The organism is Variovorax sp. J31P207, from assembly GCF_030316965.1.
Taxonomy (GTDB): domain Bacteria; phylum Pseudomonadota; class Gammaproteobacteria; order Burkholderiales; family Burkholderiaceae_C; genus Variovorax; species Variovorax ginsengisoli_B.
The window spans coordinates 36,172-54,866 of the sequence record NZ_JASZYN010000010.1 but is presented as its reverse complement, the minus strand read 5'-3'; the positions used below and the strand labels follow the sequence as shown (position 1 = coordinate 54,866).

16 protein-coding genes are annotated in these 18,695 nt (G+C 67.9%); 13 read left to right on the top strand and 3 right to left on the bottom strand.

The features are described from left to right. Positions 1-17 precede the first annotated feature (17 nt). Entirely contained in the window at positions 18-431 is a 414-nt protein-coding gene (locus QTI68_RS28555; RefSeq protein WP_286526523.1) for an acyl-CoA thioesterase, read from the bottom strand. A gap of 126 nt (positions 432-557) precedes the next feature. Here QTI68_RS28555 and QTI68_RS28550 point away from each other — a divergent pair, with 126 nt between their 5' ends. The 4 genes from QTI68_RS28550 to QTI68_RS28535 all read left to right on the top strand — a co-directional run bounded on the left by QTI68_RS28550 (position 558) and on the right by QTI68_RS28535 (position 4,634). Continuing rightward, complete coding sequence (locus QTI68_RS28550; RefSeq protein ID WP_286526522.1) at positions 558-1,262, top strand: Crp/Fnr family transcriptional regulator; 705 nt, start codon at positions 558-560, stop codon at positions 1,260-1,262. A gap of 130 nt (positions 1,263-1,392) precedes the next feature. Then, a complete protein-coding gene (locus QTI68_RS28545) occupies positions 1,393-2,745 on the top strand; it encodes an MFS transporter (RefSeq protein ID WP_286526521.1) in 1,353 nt (450 codons plus the stop codon). 44 nt (positions 2,746-2,789) lie between these two features. After that, entirely contained in the window at positions 2,790-3,680 is an 891-nt protein-coding gene (locus QTI68_RS28540) for a beta-keto acid cleavage family enzyme (protein ID WP_286526520.1), read from the top strand. 12 nt (positions 3,681-3,692) lie between these two features. Beyond that, the gene (locus QTI68_RS28535) at positions 3,693-4,634 is read left to right on the top strand and encodes a 3-hydroxyacyl-CoA dehydrogenase NAD-binding domain-containing protein (protein ID WP_286526519.1); all 942 of its coding nucleotides are present in this window, start codon (positions 3,693-3,695) and stop codon (positions 4,632-4,634) included. A gap of 351 nt (positions 4,635-4,985) precedes the next feature. Here the strand turns inward: QTI68_RS28535 and QTI68_RS28530 are convergent, their stop codons facing one another. Next, the gene (locus QTI68_RS28530) at positions 4,986-5,198 is read right to left on the bottom strand and encodes a hypothetical protein (RefSeq protein ID WP_286526518.1); all 213 of its coding nucleotides are present in this window, start codon (positions 5,196-5,198) and stop codon (positions 4,986-4,988) included. Between the two features lie 455 nt (positions 5,199-5,653). Here QTI68_RS28530 and QTI68_RS28525 point away from each other — a divergent pair, with 455 nt between their 5' ends. The 6 genes from QTI68_RS28525 to QTI68_RS28500 all read left to right on the top strand — a co-directional run bounded on the left by QTI68_RS28525 (position 5,654) and on the right by QTI68_RS28500 (position 12,896). Continuing rightward, entirely contained in the window at positions 5,654-6,544 is an 891-nt protein-coding gene (locus tag QTI68_RS28525) for a DUF6502 family protein (protein ID WP_286526517.1), read from the top strand. Next, positions 6,541-7,992: a DUF5666 domain-containing protein gene (locus tag QTI68_RS28520; protein ID WP_286526516.1), complete on the top strand. Its 1,452-nt coding sequence runs from the start codon at positions 6,541-6,543 to the stop codon at positions 7,990-7,992. The genes QTI68_RS28525 and QTI68_RS28520 overlap by 4 nt, the downstream gene beginning before the upstream one ends. Positions 7,993-8,100: 108 nt before the next feature. Further along, positions 8,101-8,400, top strand: coding sequence for a YtcA family lipoprotein (locus QTI68_RS28515; RefSeq protein WP_286526515.1), 300 nt, complete (start codon positions 8,101-8,103; stop codon positions 8,398-8,400). 3 nt (positions 8,401-8,403) lie between these two features. After that, positions 8,404-9,453, top strand: coding sequence for a multidrug transporter subunit MdtN (gene mdtN, locus QTI68_RS28510; protein ID WP_286526514.1), 1,050 nt, complete (start codon positions 8,404-8,406; stop codon positions 9,451-9,453). Next, entirely contained in the window at positions 9,434-11,383 is a 1,950-nt protein-coding gene (locus tag QTI68_RS28505; RefSeq protein WP_286526512.1) for an FUSC family protein, read from the top strand. The genes mdtN and QTI68_RS28505 overlap by 20 nt, the downstream gene beginning before the upstream one ends. Then, positions 11,370-12,896 (top strand): TolC family protein, encoded by a 1,527-nt coding sequence (locus QTI68_RS28500; RefSeq protein ID WP_286526510.1) that lies wholly within the window; start codon positions 11,370-11,372, stop codon positions 12,894-12,896. The genes QTI68_RS28505 and QTI68_RS28500 overlap by 14 nt, the downstream gene beginning before the upstream one ends. Here the strand turns inward: QTI68_RS28500 and QTI68_RS28495 are convergent. Continuing rightward, a complete protein-coding gene (locus tag QTI68_RS28495; protein WP_286526508.1) occupies positions 12,893-14,293 on the bottom strand; it encodes an amidase in 1,401 nt (466 codons plus the stop codon). The genes QTI68_RS28500 and QTI68_RS28495 overlap by 4 nt on opposite strands. A 128-nt stretch (positions 14,294-14,421) precedes the next feature. On the opposite strand from QTI68_RS28495, the gene QTI68_RS28490 reads away from it, so the two are divergent. The 3 genes from QTI68_RS28490 (at position 14,422) to QTI68_RS28480 (ending at position 18,605) form a co-directional block, all read left to right on the top strand. Beyond that, positions 14,422-14,985, top strand: a complete 564-nt coding sequence (locus QTI68_RS28490; RefSeq protein ID WP_286526507.1) for a BPSL1445 family SYLF domain-containing lipoprotein — start codon at positions 14,422-14,424, stop codon at positions 14,983-14,985. Next, a complete protein-coding gene (locus QTI68_RS28485; protein WP_286526506.1) occupies positions 14,982-16,550 on the top strand; it encodes a phospholipase D family protein in 1,569 nt (522 codons plus the stop codon). The genes QTI68_RS28490 and QTI68_RS28485 overlap by 4 nt, the downstream gene beginning before the upstream one ends. A 132-nt stretch (positions 16,551-16,682) precedes the next feature. Next, positions 16,683-18,605, top strand: a complete 1,923-nt coding sequence (locus tag QTI68_RS28480) for a GspE/PulE family protein (protein WP_286526505.1) — start codon at positions 16,683-16,685, stop codon at positions 18,603-18,605. Positions 18,606-18,695: the final 90 nt, after the last annotated feature.

Sequence of the window (18,695 nt, the reverse complement as noted above, 5' to 3'; positions counted from 1 at the left end):
TTGACCCGCGGCCTGTCTCAGGCGCAGGCGAAACGGATGAACTCGGGCACGACCACCGCCTTGAGCTTCCCGCTGTCTTCCTTCACGCACAGCGCCCGGGTCTCGCGTCCTTCGCAGATCAGGGTGTCGCCCCGCATCACGCGATGGGTCTGGATGAAGACCTTGCCGCGCCATTCCTCGACGCTGGTGTGAATCCCGATGCGCTCGCCATAGGTGACCGCGGTGTGGAAACGGGTGTGGATTTCCAGCAGCGGCGCGCCGATGCAGCCCGGCAGTTCCGTCATCGCGCGCCAGGCCGGCAGCCCGCAGGCGGTGAAGTAGTGATGCGACGCGGCATCCATCCATCGCGAGTAGTTCGGAAAGAAGACAATGCCCGCGGGATCGCAGTCGCCGAACTGCACGTCGACGCCATAGGCGATGGTCTTGGTCATGGGTTTCAAACTGCTCGCTTCGATAGGGATGATTGTTCTTCGCCGTGCACATGCGCACAGTCGATGTGCCGACACTCGATATAAGGGTTTTCCCTGCATGAGGGCGCTGCGCCCCAGGAGGAACGGATGACCCGCCAGCAACGCGCACCCGCCACGTCGCTCACGCTCGACGAACTGCTCGAACAGTCCGCATGGTTCGTCCAGCTCGACGAGCCCGCGCAAGCGCAGGTTCGCCGCGATGCATCGGAGCGCGCGGTGGCGATGGGCGATTCGCTTGGCCACCACGGCGAACAGCAGCACGCCTGGTACGGCGTTCTCGAAGGGCTGGTCAAGTGGGCGATCACCGCGCACGATGGGCGGACGGTGTCCCTGGGTGGCCAGTCGGTCGGCAGCTGGTTCGGAGAGGGCACGCTGATCCGCAACACGCCGCGCCAGTCGGACCTCGTGGCGCTGCGCCACAGCAGGGTCGCGCAGATCCCGTTCGACACCTTCGACTGGCTGCGCCGCAACCGACCGTCGTTCAACGACTTCCTCCTGCTGCAGGTGAATGAGCGACTGCACTGGTTCATGGGCAACTACGCGGCGCAGGGCCTGCTGGACACCGACAGCCTGGTGGCCCGCGCACTCATGGGCATGGTGCATCCGCTGGCGAACCCGCGCGGCGAGCGCCACCTGCAGCTGTCGCAGGAAGAGCTCGCCAATCTCGCCGCCGTCTCGCGCCAGAGCTGCAACAGCGCCTTGATGCGATTCAAGAACGCCGGCCTGGTGCGCAGCGAATACGCAGGCATCGTCGTGCTCGACCTGCCCGGCCTGCAACGGCTGGTTCCGTAGGCGTTTTCGAGGGGGCGCGTCGCCTCCTCGGGTTTTCCCTGATTCGAACTGTCGGCCGATCGACTGCGGCAAAACGGGTCGCCCGGAATGATGCGTGCCATGGCATGGCGCCATCACAAGGAGACACGCAATGAACCACGCAGCGTCGGTGGCCCACGGGGTCGCGGACATCCACCCGTCAACGCTTCGATCCGCGGAAGACGGCATCTATCGCAGGATCAGCTGGCGGGTGATGCCGATCGTGCTGGTCGCCTACGTCTTCGCCTTCCTCGACCGCATCAACGTCGGCTACGCCCAGCTCCAGATGAAGCAGGACCTGGCGTTCTCCGATGCGATCTACGGGCTGGGCGCCGGCCTCTTCTTCGTCACCTACCTGCTGTTCGAGGTGCCGAGCAACCTGCTGCTCGAAAAGATCGGCGCCCGCCTGACCTTCCTGCGCATCATGGTGCTGTGGGGCCTGGCCTCTTCGGCCACGGCCTTCGTCACCGAGCCCTGGCAGTTCTACGGCGTGCGCCTGCTGCTGGGCATGTTCGAGGCCGGTTTCTTCCCCGGCATCATCCTGTACCTCACCTACTGGTATCCGAGCCACCGCCGCGGCCGCGTGACCGGGCTGTTTCTCTTCGGCATGCCGATCACCGGCGTGCTCGGCGGGCCGCTGTCGGGAATGATCATGGGCGGCATGGAAGGCATGGCCGGGATGCACGGCTGGCAGTGGCTGTTCATCGTGCAGGGCCTGCCGACCGTCGCGCTCGGCTTCCTGCTCTACCGTCTGCTGCCGAACAAGCCGGCGGAGGCGCCCTGGCTGAACGCCGCTGAAAAGGCACATGTGCAATCGGTGCTCGACGCCGACCACCAGGCCGACGCGACGTCAGGCCACCACGGCAAGCTGGCCGCCGCGCTGTCGGACCCGAAGACCTACGTGCTGGCCTTCGTCTATTTCTGCTGCGCCTGCGCGGTCTACACCGTCACCTTCTGGCTGCCGACGATGATCAAGGGCCTGGGCGTTTCCTCGATCGGGGCGATCGGCTGGATCACTGCCGTTCCCTACGTCTTCGGCGCGCTCGGGGTGCTGGTGATCAGCCGCAGTTCGGACCGTTTCAAGGAACGTCGCTGGCATGTCGGCGGAACCCTGGTCGTGGGTGCCGCGGCGCTGTTTGCCACTTCCTTCCTCGGCACGGCCTTCGCGCCGGTGATGTTGCTGCTGTGCTTCGCGGCCTTCTTCATCTTCGGCGGCGGCTCGCTGTTCTGGTCGATTCCGCCGACCTACCTCAGCCGCGATGCGGCCGCCGCCGGCATTGCCGTGATCAGCTCGCTCGGCGTCCTGGGGGGCTTCGTCAGTCCCACGGTGATCGGCTGGATCAAGAGCCTCACCGGCAGCATCCAGATGGGCCTGGGCGCCTTGACCGCGCTGGTCATCGTCGGCGGACTCACGATCCTGATCGCCTTGCCGAAGAGCGCCGTGCGCGTCGGCACCGACGCCTGACTACTTCATCCCTCCCCACAAGTCCTTTTACCGAGACCCGAGACATGAGCAAACCCAAAGTGATCGTGACCATCGCCCCGACCGGCGGCATGGCAACCAAGAAGATGAACCCGAACCTGCCGACGCAGCCGCAGGAGATCGCCGACGACACCTACCGCTGCTACAACGCCGGCGCCAGCCTGGTGGCGGTGCATGCGCGCCGGCCCGACGACGAGGCGACCTGCGAGCCGTCGATCTACACCCGCATCAACCGGCTGATCCGCGACAAGTGCGACATCATCCTGAACAACTCCACCGGCGGCGGCATCAACGGGGACATGGTGCGCGAACTGCCCAACGGCCTGTGGGAAATCCAGTGGGAGGAACGCCTGAAAGGCATGCAGGGCGAAGGCGTCGAGATGTGCACGCTCGACGCGCAGACGGTCGTCGCCAGCTTCGGCGGCAAGGAGATCCTGGTGGCGACCCCACCCACGTGGATCCGCCAGATCGCAACCATGATGAAGGAACGCGGCATCAAGCCCGAATGGGAAGTGTTCGGCCTGGCGGACATCGTCCAGGACGTCCAGCGCTCGCTCGACGAGGGCCTCGACGACGCACCTCACTTCATCAACATCGTCATCGGCGCCAATGCCTTCCAGGGCGCCTTGCCCTACACCCCGAAGCTGCTGCAGACGATGGTGGACCACCTGCCGGCGAAGACGGTGTTCAATGTCAGCGCGATCGGCGCGGCGCAGCTGCCGGCGGCGATGAACTCGCTGCTGCTGGGCGGCCATGTGCGTGTCGGGCTCGAGGACAACCTCTACTACGAGCACGGCGCGCTGGCCACCAACGTGCAGCTCGTCGAGCGGCTGGTCCGCCTGATTCGCGAGATGGGCTACGAGCCGGCCACGCCGACCGAGGCGCGCGAGATCATCGGCCTGCGTCCGCTGCGTTGAGGCACCCGGATCATGAAACCAGAGCACAGCAAGCTGGCGGTGGTCGGCACGGGGGTCATCGGTGCAGGCTGGGCCACGCACTTCCTCGCTCGGGGCTTCGACGTCACGGCCACCGATCCGGCCCCTGGTGCCGAGCAGCGCCTGCGGGGCCTGGTCGACGCCGCCTGGCCGACCGTCGAGGCCCTCGGCCTGGCCGACGGCGCGTCGAGGGACCGGCTGTCTTTCACGTCCGATGTGGCGCAAGCCGTCCGGGACGCCAGCTTCATCCAGGAGAGCGGCCCCGAAAGGCTGGACGTGAAGCACGACTTGATTGCGACCATCGAGTCGGCAGCGAAGGCCGATGTCCTCATCGCTTCGTCTTCGTCCGGCCTGTCCGCCAGTGAGATCCAGGCGGGCGCCAGGCATCCGGAGCGCATCGTGCTCGGCCACCCCTTCAATCCCACCCACCTCATTCCCCTGGTGGAGGTCGGCGGCGGCAAGCTGACGTCCGCCGAGAACGTGGCCAAGGCGATGGCCTTCTACGCGTCGACCGGCAAGAAGGCCATTTGCATCCAGAAGGAAGTCAAGGGCCACATCGCCAACCGCCTGCAGGTCGCGCTCTGGCAGGAAGCCATCTCGCTGGTGCAAAGAGGTGTGGCCTCGGTGGAAGACATCGACACCGCGATCTCGCACGGTCCCGGGCTGCGATGGGCCCTGCTCGGCCCGTTCATCAACCTGCACGCCTCCGGCGGTCCCGGCGGCATCACCCACCTGCTGCAGCATCTGGGTGCCTCCCAGCGGGAATGGGCACGCGACCTCGGCAAGTATCCGGAAACGGACGACTACATCCAGCAGATTGCGCAAGGCGTCGATGCCGAGCTGGCGGGGCGCGACTTCCCCGGGATGCTGCGCCAGCGCGATGAGCTGCTGATCCAACTGATTGCGACGAAGGCGGCGAAGGCGCAGATTCCGTAGTTGGCGGATGGACTGGAGCTTCGCAGGCGTCTTGGTGCAACGGCGAGTCAGACTCTGACAGCAATGACCCGGCCAAACCTCCTACACCAAAAGGATTTCGCGTTCGCCAAGCTGGTGTCCCGGTTTGAAGGCAGACTCAAATGCGAACCGATGTATTTCGAGCAGTTGGGACAGACGGGCAGAGGCACCTCGTCTTTCGACGCACGCAAGCGTACTATGTTCATACTGCGTACGGCGCTGAGGAGAAGCAGCGTGAGCCCAAGTTCTACTTGGATAACGGCGACGCACTGGAATGTGCCGGGCGATACGATACGTTCAGAACGCCGACAGGCAGTCTAGTGGTCAAGCTCATCATTCCCGAAATGCGAAAACGAAGGCGGGCACGTCGCAAGCAACTCGAAAATAGCGGCCGCTGCCCAAGCCCACGAGCATCCGACTGATGAGAAATTCGTCTCTCCGCGGGTTACCGCTGGCCGGGTGCGTCGTCTGCGCCATGACCCACGCCATGCGGACCTGCAACGTTGTCGTGGCCTGGCGCGTCGTCCGCAGCATGGCCGAGGCCATGGCCCGCTTCCTGCCCTGCTGCATGCCCGCTTCCTGCATTGCTTGCCGTCGCGGATCCGCCAGAACTGCCAGGACCGCTCGAGCTGCTTGACCCTCCAGACGATCCCGAGCCGGCCGAACCTCCGGAGCTCCCAGATCCGCCAGGTCCCCCCGACCCGCTCGAGCCGCCGCCGGAACTTCCACCGCCGCCGCCACCGCCGCCACTACCACTGCCTCCGCCACCGCCACCGCCTCCGCCTCCGCCTCCGTGCGCCATCGCGGGATTCAAGAGCACACCCATCGCCAACGCCACGATGCTGGCCGTGGCAGTCCTTCTGAACTTGTCCATGTCGCTCTCCAGTAGAAGTTGAAAAACGTGGGAAAGTTACCCACGTGATCCGAAGACTATGTGGGAAATATGCCCACGTCAATATTTGTGTGACAATTTCCCACAAGATCGATCTCAGCCTGTGCCCATGTCCGACGCCGTCGCATCCACCAGCTCCCGCCCACCGCGCGCGTTCGTCCGAGCGCTGAGCCATGCGCTGCGCCCCCTCGTCAAGCTCATGCTGTCCCGCGGCGTGACGTTCACCTTTGCCAGCGAGTTGTTGAAGTCGCTCTTTGTCGAAGTCGCCGATCGCGACTTCCGAATCGACGACAAGCCGCCCACGGACAGTCGTGTAAGCCTTGTGTCCGGTGTTCATCGCAAGGAAGTGAGCCGGCTGAGACAGGCGATGGAGTCTGGCGAAGAGACCATCCCCGCGGTGGTGTCGCTCGGCGCACAGGTGGTCGCGCGGTGGATGGGCGCCCCGCCCTACATAAGCAGAACCGGTGCCCCTCTGCCGTTGGCCCGTTTTGCGAGCGACGGCGGAGACTTGTCGTTCGAGGCCTTGGTTGCCCAGGTGAACCGTGACATTCGTCCCCGGGTCGTCCTGGATGAATGGTTGCGCCTGGGTGTGGTGCATATCGACGAAGACGGACGCGTGCGCCTGAACGTCGGGGCCTTCGTACCGACGAAGGGCTTCGATGAGATGAGCTTCTATCTGGGCCACAACCTCCACGACCATGCGGCGGCAGCGGCGCACAACCTCCTGGGCGGGCAACCGCCTTTCATGGAGCGCAGCGTGCACTACGACGGACTGGGTGCGGACACGATTGCGAAGCTCGCAGAACAGGCCAATACCCTGGGCATGCAGGCGCTGGTCGCGGTCAACAAGAACGCGCTGGCATCTACGAAGCGCGCGCGCGCGGAGACGTCGCAACTGCAGCGCATGACCTTCGGGATCTACTTCTACGCAGAGAACATGGTGCCTCCCGCCACTGAACCTGGTTCGCTCGCGAAGAAGAAGGCAAAGGGATCGAAATGACCGACCGCATGTTTCGCGGGCTTGCGACCGGCGTGATGCTGTTCTCGGCAGTGCTGCTGCCATTTTCCGCCGCAACAGCGCAGGGTCGGAACGCCTGCGAGGCCGGCGCAGCACTCATGAACCCCTTCGGGCGCATTCCGATGGCGTCGGGAGGAGACCAAAGCAGCGGTGGGACGGGTGGCATCGGCGGCACTGGCATCACGGCGCGATCAGGCGGCGAAGACGCCACGGGCGGGATCGGAGGCACAGGCGTTTCGGCACGAGCGGCTGACCCGACGGGCGGAATCGGCGGCACGGGCATCGTCGGTGTGGTGACCGGTTTTGCCAGCATCTGTGTCAACGGCCTGGAAGTGCACTTCGACGCCCTTACGCCCGTCACGGACAACGGCCAACCGGTGTCCGCCCGCGAACTGGCCGTCGGCCAGGTGGTCGCGGTGCGCGCGACCGGCACAGGCAACGACATGTTTGCGCAAGCCATCGCAGTGACGCACTCGCTCGTGGGGCCGATGGAAGCGATCGACGCATCCGCAGGGACCGTGCGGCTCCTCGGTCAAACCGCGAGGGTGCTGCCGGCCGCGGTGTTGAATGGCAAGCGCATCGGCGACTGGGTCCAGCTAAGCGGGCATCGTCGATCCGATGGCACGCTCGTTGTGTCGCGTCTCGAGGTGCTTCCCACGATCACAGGATCGCGAACGGCACAACTCACAGGGCGTGTTGAGGCCAAAACTCCGAATGCGATGCAGGTCAGCGGGACACGCGTTCAACTGAATGCCGGTGTGGCGCCGAGCAATGCCGAACGCGGCACCGAAGTGTTTGTCACGGGTCGCTGGAACGGCGAGGCGCTGGTGGCGCAACGAGTGACGGCAGACCCTACGGTCGATCAGCTGGGCCGGGTCCGGGACGTGGTCATCGAAGGCTATGTGCAGGACATTGATGCCAGATCGCTCAGCCTCGACAAGGGCGCAAGTCTCCAACTCGATGCGCAGTCGCTCGTCAAGGGTGGCAACCCGTCGGATCTCGTGCCGAATCAGTTCGTGCGCGTGAATGGCCGTATGGACGCGCAGCGGCGCATCGTCGTCAACGAGGTGTTGATAGAGCCGGGTGGCCCTGGCAGTGGATCTGGCGGCAGCTCGAGCTCTTCCAGCTCGTCTTCGGGACACGGGTCGAGTGGATCGAGTGGGTCGAGTGGGTCGAGCGGGTCGAGCGGGTCGAGCGGGTCGAGCGGGTCGAGCGGGTCGAGCGGGTCGAGCGGGTCGAGCGGATCGAGTGGATCGAGTGGTTCGAGTGGTTCGAGTGGTTCGAGTGGTTCGAGTGGTTCGGGTGGTTCGAGTGGGTCAAGTGGGTCGAGCGGCGGCGGTGGAAGTGGCAGCGGTTCAGGTTCAGGTTCAGGCGGCGGCGGGGGCGGAGGTGGAGGTGGAGGCGGAGGCGGCGGTGGGAGCGGCAAGTAGCTCCGAGTTGCCGCAAACCGCTACTGCGCGTTCTGCCTAGCTCCTTGAACAGGCCCTAGAATTCGCCCCGGTGCCCCCCCGCCACCCTGAAGGATGACGTCCGACGCCATGCAAAGAGGCTGCCCCAAGACCGAGGCTCCACGACCGGGCGCTGCGCGCTGGGCGCGGCCGCTGGTCTTGCTCGGGTTGACCGGTTGCGCACACCCCGGTGCACCATCGTTCGCGCTGTTCGGCGCCTACTTCCCGGCCTGGATGCTCTGCGTGCTGCTCGGCATCGCCGCCTCGATCGGCGCCCGCGTGCTGTTCGTCGCCACGGGATTGGCGGGCGCGCTTCCGTTCCAGCTCTTCGTGTGCATGTCGATCGGCCTGTGCTTCGCGCTGCTCGCCTGGCTGTCCTGGTTCGCATAGCGCATGAAGGCCGCAGGCATCCGCCGTCCGCCGCTTTGGGGCAAGCTGGTCTCGCTGGCGATCATCGCCATCGCCATCGCCTTCGGGATCTACGTGCTGCGGCGGCACGCCAGCCTGCCGTCGACGGACGATGCCACCATCGATGCCGACATCGTGCACGTCGCCGCGGCCGTCGGCGGGCGGATCATCGACATTCCGGTCGCCGAGAACGTCTCGGTCGCCAAGGGCGACCTGCTGTTCCAGATCGATCCGCAACCCTTGCGGCTCGCCGTGGCGCAGGCCCAGGCCGACCTCGATCTTGCCCGCGCCACGCTCGAGACGCAGCGTCGCGTGCTGTCGACGCAGCGCTCGACCGCGGTCGTCGCCAGCGAGCAGACCCGGCGCGCGACCACCAACCTCGCCCATGCCGAACGCACCGTCGAGCGGCTGCGGCCGCTCGCCGCCAAGGGCTATGTGCCGGCGCAGCAGCTGGACCAGGCCCAGACGGCACAGCGCGACGCGGCGACCAGCCTGCGACAGGCGCAGGAACAGCAGGCCGCCGCCGCGCGGGCGGTGGACACCGAGGCGGCCGCCGAAGCCACGGTGCGCGCGCGCGAGGCCGCGCTCGCCATCGCCCGGCGAGCGCTAGCGGACACCACCGTCCGCGCTCCGCACGACGGGCGCATTGTCGGCCTGACCGTCTCCAGCGGGGAAATGATCGTGCCGTCGCAGACGCTCTTCACGCTGATCAATACCGGCGAGTGGTTCGCGGTCGCGAACTTCCGCGAGAACGATCTCCATGGCATCGCCGAAGGCGACTGCGCCACCGTCTACTCGATGATCGATCGCAGGCAGGCGATCGCGGGCGTCGTGCAGGGCATCGGGTCGGGCGTGCTCGATACCGGCCGCGTCAATCTTCCACGCTCTCTCCCCTATGTCGAGCGGTCCCTCAACTGGGTGCGGGTCGCGCAGCGCTTTCCGGTCCGCGTCCGCCTCGAGGAGCCGCCACAGGCCCTGATGCGGCTGGGTGCGACGGCGGTCGTCGAGGTGCAGCATGGCCACGCCTGCCGGTGAGCACCCCGGAGGCCTCGCGGGCTGGCTCGCGCTGCTGAAGCCAGCGCCGGGCCGATGGGCGTTCGCGCTGCGGCTGGCGCTGCTCTGCGCCTTCACCACGCTGGTGGTCGAGGTCTTCCAGACACCCGAGGCCGCGCTCACGGTCTACGTGTGCTTCTTCGTCATCAAGCCCGACCGCGCGACGAGCGTGGTCCTTGGCCTCGCGATGCTGTTCCTGATCACGCTGGTGATCGGCGCGGTGATGGCGGTCTCGATGGGGGTCATCGACCACCCGCTGCTGCGCGTGGCCACCATGGCGCTGCTCTCGTTCGGCCTGCTGTTCGTCGCTTCCTCCAGCAAGCTGCGGCCGGTCGGCGGCATCCTCGCGCTGATCGTCGCCTATGCGCTCGATCTCCTCAGCAACGCCCAGATCGGCGAGCTGGCGACCCGCGCCCTCCTCTACGCCTGGCTCTTCGTCGGCATTCCCGTGGGCGTGTCGGTGGTCGTTCACCTGCTGGCCGGGCCGGCGCCGCGGCGCCTGGCGGAGCGCGCGCTGGCGCATCGGCTGGCCGCTGCGGCCTCCGTCCTGCGGGCGCCCGACGTGGGCGCGCGGCGAGCCGTCGCCGAACTCCTCTCGGAAGGAACCGGCGAGATCCTGACCTGGCTGAAGATGGCCGCTGTCGAGAAGACATCCGAGGCGGAGGACCTCGCCGCGCTTCGCCAGGCCACCGCGTCCGTCACCCAGATCCTGCTGCTGGCCGAGCTGGTGTCCGGCGACGGGGCCCCGTGGCCGCCCGCGTTGCGCGATCGCGTGGCGCGAACGCTCGACGAGATGGCATCGATCCTGCGCGCCGGCGGCTACCCGGTCGACATCGACCCGGAGGCTGGAGCATCCAAGGCTGGCCTGCCGCCCGATGGTGCCGCGATCCTGGAGGACATGCAGGAGGCGCTGCTGCATTTCGCCGAGCCGCCCGCTCCTGCAACGACATCGCAGCCGGAGAAAAGCGCGGGCGGCTTCTTCCTGCCAGACGCCTTCACCAATCCGGAGCATGTCCAGTACGCGCTCAAGACCACCGCGGCGGCCATGTTCTGCTATTTCGTCTATTCGATGCTCGACTGGCCCGGCATCCACACCAGCCTGATCACCTGCTACATCGTGTCGCTCGGAACCGCGGCCGAGACCGTCGAGAAGCTGACCCTGCGCATCGCGGGCTGCCTGGTCGGCGCCGCCGCCGGACTCGCGGCCATCGTCTTCGTCATGCCCTACCTGAGCTCGATCGGTGGCTTGCTGGCCATCGTCTTCCTGGCGGCGTTCGCGTCGGCATGGGTCGCAGCCGGGTCGCCCCGCATCTCGTACGCCGGTTTCCAGATCGCATTCGCGTTCTTCCTGTGCGTGATCCAGGGCACCGGACCCGGCTTCGACATGACGATCGCCCGCGACCGGGTCATCGGCATCCTGTTCGGCAACCTCGTGGTCTACCTGATGTTCACGACGATCTGGCCGGTCAGCGTGACACGGCGCATCGATCCTGCCATCGCTTCCGTGCTGCGGCGCCTGGGCGCGATGGTGGCGGCGGCCAGCCGGCCGCGCCGCTACGCGCTGGCGGGAGAAGCGCGCGCGGCCCTCGGGACGCTCGAACAGGACGTCGGTCTCGCCCACTACGAGCCGCGCAGCGTCCGCCCGGCCCAGGCTTGGCTGGATGCGCGACGCCGCGTGACCCGGGAGATCGCGGCACTGCAGGGGCCGCTGCTGCTGGGCGCCCGCTTCGACCCAGCGGGCAGCGGCGCCATCGCCGCCCGGCTCGACCGTCTCGCCGAAGGCGTCGGCAACCCGACGGAGGCTTCCGGCGAGCGCGAGAGCTTCGAAGCCCAGTTCGAGAACCTGGCGCGAAGCCTCGGCCATCCGTCCGACGCAACGCAGCAGGGAGAGGCTCCGCATGCGCCGGCTTGACGTCGCGCTCGCCTGCGCGCTGGCGGCCTGCCTGGCCGGCTGCGCCACCTCGGCGCTCGACATGGCACCGCCCCGGTTCGACCGGCCCTGGACGCCCGCGACCACGGACCGCGGCGAGTGGCTTGCCGGCCAGAAAGGCCCGGCGGAAGCGACCGGTGGCTATGTCCTGCCGGCCGATCCGGCGGCCGCGAGCTTTCCACCGGCGCCGGCGATCGACGACGCCAGGATCTATTCCCTGCCCGAGCTCATCGACCTTGCGGAGTCGAGCAATCCGGCGACGCGGATCGCCTGGAACGATGCGCGCCGCGTCGCACTGGCCGCCGGCATTGCCGAAAGCACCTACCTGCCCAGGCTCAGCGCCAGCGCGGTGGGCGCTTACCAGTCGAGCCGGGCCAACGACAGCGTGCTCGGCATCGGGGGCGACAGCAACCAGTCGGGCAGCGGCGTGATCTCGGCGCTGTCGCTCGAATGGCTGCTGTTCGACTTCGGCCAGAGAACTGCCGTCATCGAGGCCGCCAGGCAGGCGTCCCTGATCTCCAACATCGCATTCACCGCGGCGCATCAGCAGGTCATCTACGAGGTCAGCCTGGCCTTCTACGCCCATGCCGCGGCGCGCACCCGCCTGGCGACCGCGTCGCAGTCGCTGAAGAACGCCCAGGCGGTGCAGGCGGCGGCGGAAGATCGCTACAAGCACGGGATCGGGACCGTCATCGAGGTGGCGCAGGCGCGCCAGGCCACGGCGCAGGCCAACCTGGCGCTCGTCCAGGCGACCGGCGGCATCCAGGACGCCTACCTGCGGCTGCTCACGGCCATGGGCGTGTCGCCGCTCGCGAAGATCAGAGTCGCCGATGTGTCGGGTCGAAAGCTGTCGCCGGCGATGGCCGCGTCCGTCGAGGGCATCATCTCCGAATCGCTGGCGCGCCGGCCCGACGTGCTGAGCGCCTATGCGGCGCAGAAGGCGAGCCTCGCGAAAGTGCAGGCGGCCGAGGCGGAGTTCATGCCGAAGCTGTTCGTGGCGGCGACCGGCGCCTACAACTCGGGGCGCCTGAACGTGACGGCATTGCCTTCCGTGGGACAGCAGCCGCCGACCGTCAACATCAACGGCAGGCGCACCGGCGTCACGGTCTTCGCCGGCGTCACGGTCCCGCTCTACGACGGCGGCACGCGCGACGCGATGCTGGCGCAGGCGCGCGCCGACGCCGACAGCGCCGAGGCCAGGCTCACGCGCATTCGCCAGGACGCGGTGCGGCAGATCGTGCTCGCCGACAACGCCCTTCGCACCAGCCTTTCCGCCCACGACGCCTCGGACGCGCTGGTGTCGGCCGCGCAGACGACCTTCGATGCCGCCTTGGCCGCCTATCGCAGCGGCGTGGGGTCGATCACCGATCTCACGCTGGCGGAGACCCAGCTGCTGCTGGCGCGCAACGCCCACGCCGATGCCTACAGCACGGCCTTGTCCGCGGCCGCCACCCTCGCGCTGGCCGCCGGTGCGCTCGGGTCGGCGCCGCCCTAGCCTGCGGACGTGGGCTCGGGCCAGGGCGCCTGCGGTCCGCGCACCGACTCGTAGAAGCGGGCCATCTGCAGCACGCCCAAGTCGTCGAAACGGCGTCCGGCGATCTGCAGGCCGATCGGCAGGCCCGAGGCCGAGTGCCCGCAGTGGATGGACGCCGCCGGCTGGCCGGACTGGTTGAACGGCACCGTGAAATGCGAATCGCGCGTGGACATCTCCGCATCGCTGCCGGTCGACTCCGCGGCGAAGGGCAGCACCGGCGAGACCGGCGCCAGCACGAAGTCATAGGGCCCCGTGGCGGCCGCCGTGGCCGCCTGCATCGCCTGCATCCGCGTGAAGGCGCGAAAGCTGTCTTCCGGTGTCAGCGAGGCCGCGAACTCGGCCGCCCCGTGGATGTAGTCCGCCGCCTTCTTCGCCCGCTCGGGTTGCAGGGCGGCCAGGTCGACGCGGCAGCGCATGGTGAAGAAATGCACCAGCCCCAACTGCATCTCGTCCGTGGTCCAGTCCTTCAGCGGCTCGACGATGGCGCCGGCCGCCTCGAAGCAGCGCGCCGCCGCCTGCACCGCGGCGAGGATCTCCGCGTCCACTTGCCAGCCGGAAGCCGACGGTTCGACCCACAGGCCGATGCGCAGTCCGGTGGGCCCGCGCGCCAGGCGCTGCCACGCGATGTCCTGCGGGGGCAGGCCGAGGTAGTCGCGCGAATCGGGACGCGACACGACCTGCATGAGCAGCGCGGCATCGGCCACGGTGCGTGTCATCGGCCCGATCACCCGGGCGGGCGCGGGCGGATCGACCGGCACGCGTCCATGGCTGGGCTTGAGTCCGAACACGCCGCAGAAGCTGGAGGGAATGCGCACCGAGCCGCCAATGTCGGTGCCCAGGTGAAGCGGCCCGTAGCCCGCCGCCGCCGCGGCGCCGGCGCCGGAGCTGGAGCCGCCGGGACTGTGCGCCGTGTTCCAGGGGTTGCGCGTCAGGGGGTGGAAGCTCGACGGCGCGGCGCCCAGGAAGCCGAAGTCCGGCATCGTGGTCTTCGTCACGATCACGGCGCCCGCCTCGCGGACGCGGGCCGCCGCCGGCGCGTCGGCGGTGGAAGGCTTGAGCTCGGTGGCGGCGCTTCCCAGCGGCATGGGCGTACCGCGGGTGGCGATGTTCTCCTTGAGCGTGATCGGCACGCCATCGAGATCGCCTTGCGGCGCGCCCCGTGCCCAGCGCTGCTCGGAAGCCCGTGCGTCCTGCAGCGCGGCCTGGGCGTCGAGTGCGTAGCAGGCGCGGATGCTCGGCTCCCACTGCCCGATGCGGTCGAGCACGGACTGCACGACCTCCACCGGCGACAGGGATCGGTCGCGGTAGCGGGCCAGCAGATCGATGGCGGACAGTTCGAAGAGGCGGGACGAGGACATGAGGGCGGCTCCTTTCTTGCGAATTATCAAGACCGATCGCCACGATAGCGCCCTGGCGCATCGCGATCTTGAGCGATGCCAGCACGGCGCGCACAATGACCGCACCAACAACGACAGGAGAGTGAGACATGGACAAGCGTTCTTTCCTCGCGTGCGGGCTTCTGGCAGTTCTCGCGACTGCGTGCACCACCACCTCCACCTCCAGCGGCGATCCGGCGGCCAAGCGCAGCAGCATCGACGCCTCGGTCGACAGCGCCATGTCCAAGCTCTATACCCAGGTGCAGGGCTCCCGCGAACTGGTCGGCAAGGCCAGGGGCGTGCTGGTGTTCCCCTCGGTGGTTTCGGCCGGGCTGGGCGTCGGCGGCTCCTACGGACAGGGTGCGCTGCGCGTCGGCGGCAAGTCGGTCGGCTACTACAGCACCACCGCCGCCTCGGTCGGCCTGCTGGCCGGGGCCGACTCCAAGGCTGTCTTCCTGCTCTTCATGACCCAGGACGCGCTCGACAAATTCCGCGCGAGCAATGGCTGGACCGCCGGTGCCGATGCCTCGGTCACCATGCTCAAGGTCGGCGCCTCGGCAGCCATCGACACCCAGACCGCTCAACAGCCCATCGTGGGCTTCGCCTTGAGCAACGCCGGCCTGATGGCCAACCTGAGTCTCGACGGAACCAAGATCAGCAAGCTCGACCTGTGAGCCCCTGCGCCGCGGGGCGATGGCTGCTGGCGCTGGCGCTGGCCGGCCTGCTGGCCGGCTGCTCGCTGCCGCCGCTCGAGGGGCGCAGCGAGTCGCAGGCGCTGTCGGCCGCGGAAGCCCGCGAAACGCCGCTCGGCCGGGCGGTCGGCGTCCTTGGGGCGCAGCACCCGGGTCTGACGGGCATCCATACGCTGGAAGACCCGCGCGAAGCGTTCGCAGGGCGGGTGCAGATGGCGCAGCTCGCCGAGCGCACGCTGGATGTGCAGTACTACATCTGGCGCAACGACACCACCGGCCATCTGCTGCTCGAGGCCTTGCGCTCGGCGGCCGATCGCGGGGTGCGCGTGCGCCTGCTGCTGGACGACCATGGCCATGCGGGGCTCGACGAAGAGTTGGCGGCGCTCGACGCGCATCCCAACGTGGAGGTGCGGCTGTTCAATCCCTTCCTGTTCCGTCCGTTCAAGCCGCTGGGCTTCATCACCGACTTCTCGCGCGCCAACCGGCGGATGCACAACAAGAGCTTCACTGCCGACAACGCGATCACGATCCTGGGCGGCCGCAACGTCGGCGACGAGTATTTCGGCGCCACCGATGGCGTGCTGTTCGCCGATCTCGACGTGTTGGCGATGGGGCCGGCGGTGGCGCAGGTCTCGAGCGCATTCGACGCCTATTGGGCCAGTGCCTCGTCCTATCCCATCGCCTCGCTGGTGACGCTGCCCCCTGCCGAAGTCCTGGCCGCCATCCGGCAGCGGACGGCGCTGGTGGAGCGCTCCGAGTCGGCCGCAACTTACAAGCAGGCGGTGCGTGAGCTGCCTTTCTACGGCAGCCTGGTCCGCAAGGACTATTCGCTGGTCTGGGCCCCCGCGCACCTGGTGGTCGACGACCCGTCCAAGGGACTGGCGCTGGCCCAGCCGGAGCAATTGCTGCTGCATCACATGGCAGAGGCCGTCGGCGTGCCGGCGCGCAGCCTCGACCTGGTGTCGCCGTACTTCGTGCCCACCGATGCCGGCACCGACTACTTCGCCGGCCTGGCGCGGGCCGGCGTGCGGGTGCGCATCCTCACCAATTCGCTGGCCGCCACCGATGTCCTGGTGGTGCATTCGGGCTATGCACGCCATCGGCAGCCGCTGCTGGCGGCGGGCGTGGCGCTGTACGAACTCCGGCCCGATCCGCGGGACCAGGCCGCCAAGGCGGCGCGCCGGGACGAGGGCCCCCGCATGCCCGGCGGATCGGGCAGCTCCGGCTCCAGCCTGCATGCGAAAACCTTCGGCGTGGACATGGAACGCGTCTTCGTCGGTTCATTCAACTTCGATCCGCGCTCGGCCAGGCTGAACACCGAGCTGGGCCTCTTCATCGACAGCCCTGAGCTTGCTGGCGCGATCGCGCATGTCTTCGAGGTGCGCGCCCCGCGCAGCAGCTGGGAGCTGAGGCTCGACCCCGGGAGCGGGGGCCTGCGCTGGGTGGACGGCACCGGTCGATCCGTGGCGGTCGAGCCGCTGACGAGCTGGTGGCAGCGCGCCGCCGTGCGCCTGCTGGAGCCGCTGCCGATCGACTGGATGCTCTGACGGCGCGCATTTTTTTGGCGGCAAGGCCTTCATGAATCGCTGCCGCTGCCGATAGCAGAGGCAGCGCCCGCCTCGACCCCAGGTCTCGAGAGCGTCTTCGATGGCGCGTCGCAAGCTCAACCGGAAAGACCGATGACCGCAACCACTGTGCCTGCAGCCCCGCCTCGCAGCGCGACGTCGACGACCGAAGTCTGCACGCCCGAGGAACTGCTGACCCGCATCGAGGCGCAGGGCCGGATGCCGCTGGTGCGAATCGGGCAGGCGCTGACCTCGCTCGGGATCATCACGGACGCGCAATTGAACGCGGGCCTGGCCGCCCAGCAGCTCGATCGCGCCGTGCCGCTCGGCGAGACACTGGTTCGCATGGGCGCCCTGTCGCGCAGCGACCTGCAATCGGCCCTGGCCCACAAGATGGGCTACCCCCTGGTCGACCTCGACCGCTTCCCGGCCGCGGTGGAGGCGCTCAGAAAGGTCGGCCACAGCGCGGCCCAACGGCTGCAGGTCATGCCGTTGATGGTGTCGAACGGGCGATTGATCGCGGCGCTCGACGATCCGTCGGGTCGCCGTGCCGCCATCGACGAGCTCGAATTCATCGCCCAGGCGAAGGTGATTCCGGTCCTCGCCCATTGCCGCAATCTCGACCAGGTGCTCAAGAAGGCCTACGAGGCGATCGGCGCGATGGACGCCAAGGCGGCCGCCGACGATCCGTCCAGGCCGATCGAGTTCGACATCGACGCCAGCGAACTGCTCGAGACGCTCGAGAAGGAGGGGCGCGAGCAGACCAGCGAAGAGCTGCCCATCGAGCAGTCGGACAATTCGCTGGTGCGGATGGTGAACCGGATGATCATCGAGGCGCACGCCGAAGGCGTCTCGGACATCCACATCGAGAGCTATCCGGGGCGCGAAAAGATCCGCATCCGCTTTCGCCGCGACGGCCGCCTGTTCACCTATCTCGAGCTGCCGCCGAACTATCGCAATGCCATCATCGCGCGGATCAAGATCATGTGCGACCTGGACATCAGCGAGAAGCGAAAGCCGCAGGACGGCAAGATCATCTTCTCGAAGTTCTCGGCCCAGCATCCGCTGGAGCTTCGGGTGGCGACCATTCCGACCAACAACGGCCTGGAAGACGTGGTGATGCGCCTGCTGGCATCGGCCAATGCGATCGCCCTGGAGAACCTGGGCCTGTCGCCGCGCAATCTCCAGAAGCTGCGCGAAGCCGTCGAGCGGCCGTACGGACTGGTGCTGTGCGTCGGCCCCACCGGCTCTGGCAAGACGACGACCCTGCATTCGGCGCTGATGCACATCAACACGCCCGACCGCAAGATCTGGACCGCCGAGGACCCGGTCGAGATCACGCAGCCCGGGCTGCGGCAGGTCCAGGTGAACCCGCGCATCGACTGGACTTTCGCGAAAGCCTTGCGCGCGTTCCTGCGCGCCGATCCGGACGTGGTGATGGTGGGCGAGATCCGCGACGAGGAAACCGCGAAGATGGCGATCGAGGCCTCGCTCACCGGCCATCTGGTGCTGTCCACGCTGCACACCAACAGCGCCGCCGAGACCGTGACCCGGCTGCTCGACATGGGCCTGGACGCCTTCAACTTCGCCGATTCCCTGCTGGCCATCCAGGCCCAGCGATTGGTGCGCAAGCTCTGTTCGAAGTGCGTGACCAGCCGCCCGGCGACGGCGGCCGAAGTCGACGAACTGCTTTCGGACTACCTGCGCGCCTTCGCTGACGGTCTGGAGCCGCCGTCGCGCGATGCCGTGCTGGCGCATTGGCTGCGCCGCTACGGCCGCGAAGGCCAGCTCGTGAGCTCGACCTGTCCGGGTTGCGAGGCCTGCGGCCAGACCGGCTTCCGTGGGCGGATCGGCATCCATGAACTGATGGCGGTGTCGAAGGACGTGCGCCGCCTGGTGCAGGCCCGTTCGCCGCTGGAGACGATCCTCGCGGCGGCGCAGGCCGGCGGAATGCACACGCTGCGCCAGGACGGCATCGAGAAGGTGCTGCAGGGACTCACGACCCTCGGCGAGGTGCGGGCGACGAGCAACGCGTGAGGCGCTCGCGGCCTTGGCCGACAGGGATTGTCGGACATGGCGGACAGCAACGCCGCCGGGCCACGCAAGACTGGCGGCCTCGCGACCTTG

What these genes read in the sequence shown, in the direction of transcription:
- QTI68_RS28555 (WP_286526523.1), bottom strand. Translation starts at nt 431, where the DNA reads ATGACCAAGACCATCGCCTATGGCGTCGACGTGCAGTTCGGCGACTGC.
- QTI68_RS28550 (WP_286526522.1), top strand. Translation starts at nt 558, where the DNA reads ATGACCCGCCAGCAACGCGCACCCGCCACGTCGCTCACGCTCGACGAA.
- QTI68_RS28545 (WP_286526521.1), top strand. Translation starts at nt 1,393, where the DNA reads ATGAACCACGCAGCGTCGGTGGCCCACGGGGTCGCGGACATCCACCCG.
- QTI68_RS28540 (WP_286526520.1), top strand. Translation starts at nt 2,790, where the DNA reads ATGAGCAAACCCAAAGTGATCGTGACCATCGCCCCGACCGGCGGCATG.
- QTI68_RS28535 (WP_286526519.1), top strand. Translation starts at nt 3,693, where the DNA reads ATGAAACCAGAGCACAGCAAGCTGGCGGTGGTCGGCACGGGGGTCATC.
- QTI68_RS28530 (WP_286526518.1), bottom strand. Translation starts at nt 5,198, where the DNA reads ATGGCCTCGGCCATGCTGCGGACGACGCGCCAGGCCACGACAACGTTG.
- QTI68_RS28525 (WP_286526517.1), top strand. Translation starts at nt 5,654, where the DNA reads ATGTCCGACGCCGTCGCATCCACCAGCTCCCGCCCACCGCGCGCGTTC.
- QTI68_RS28520 (WP_286526516.1), top strand. Translation starts at nt 6,541, where the DNA reads ATGACCGACCGCATGTTTCGCGGGCTTGCGACCGGCGTGATGCTGTTC.
- QTI68_RS28515 (WP_286526515.1), top strand. Translation starts at nt 8,101, where the DNA reads ATGCAAAGAGGCTGCCCCAAGACCGAGGCTCCACGACCGGGCGCTGCG.
- mdtN (WP_286526514.1), top strand. Translation starts at nt 8,404, where the DNA reads ATGAAGGCCGCAGGCATCCGCCGTCCGCCGCTTTGGGGCAAGCTGGTC.
- QTI68_RS28505 (WP_286526512.1), top strand. Translation starts at nt 9,434, where the DNA reads ATGGCCACGCCTGCCGGTGAGCACCCCGGAGGCCTCGCGGGCTGGCTC.
- QTI68_RS28500 (WP_286526510.1), top strand. Translation starts at nt 11,370, where the DNA reads ATGCGCCGGCTTGACGTCGCGCTCGCCTGCGCGCTGGCGGCCTGCCTG.
- QTI68_RS28495 (WP_286526508.1), bottom strand. Translation starts at nt 14,293, where the DNA reads ATGTCCTCGTCCCGCCTCTTCGAACTGTCCGCCATCGATCTGCTGGCC.
- QTI68_RS28490 (WP_286526507.1), top strand. Translation starts at nt 14,422, where the DNA reads ATGGACAAGCGTTCTTTCCTCGCGTGCGGGCTTCTGGCAGTTCTCGCG.
- QTI68_RS28480 (WP_286526505.1), top strand. Translation starts at nt 16,683, where the DNA reads ATGACCGCAACCACTGTGCCTGCAGCCCCGCCTCGCAGCGCGACGTCG.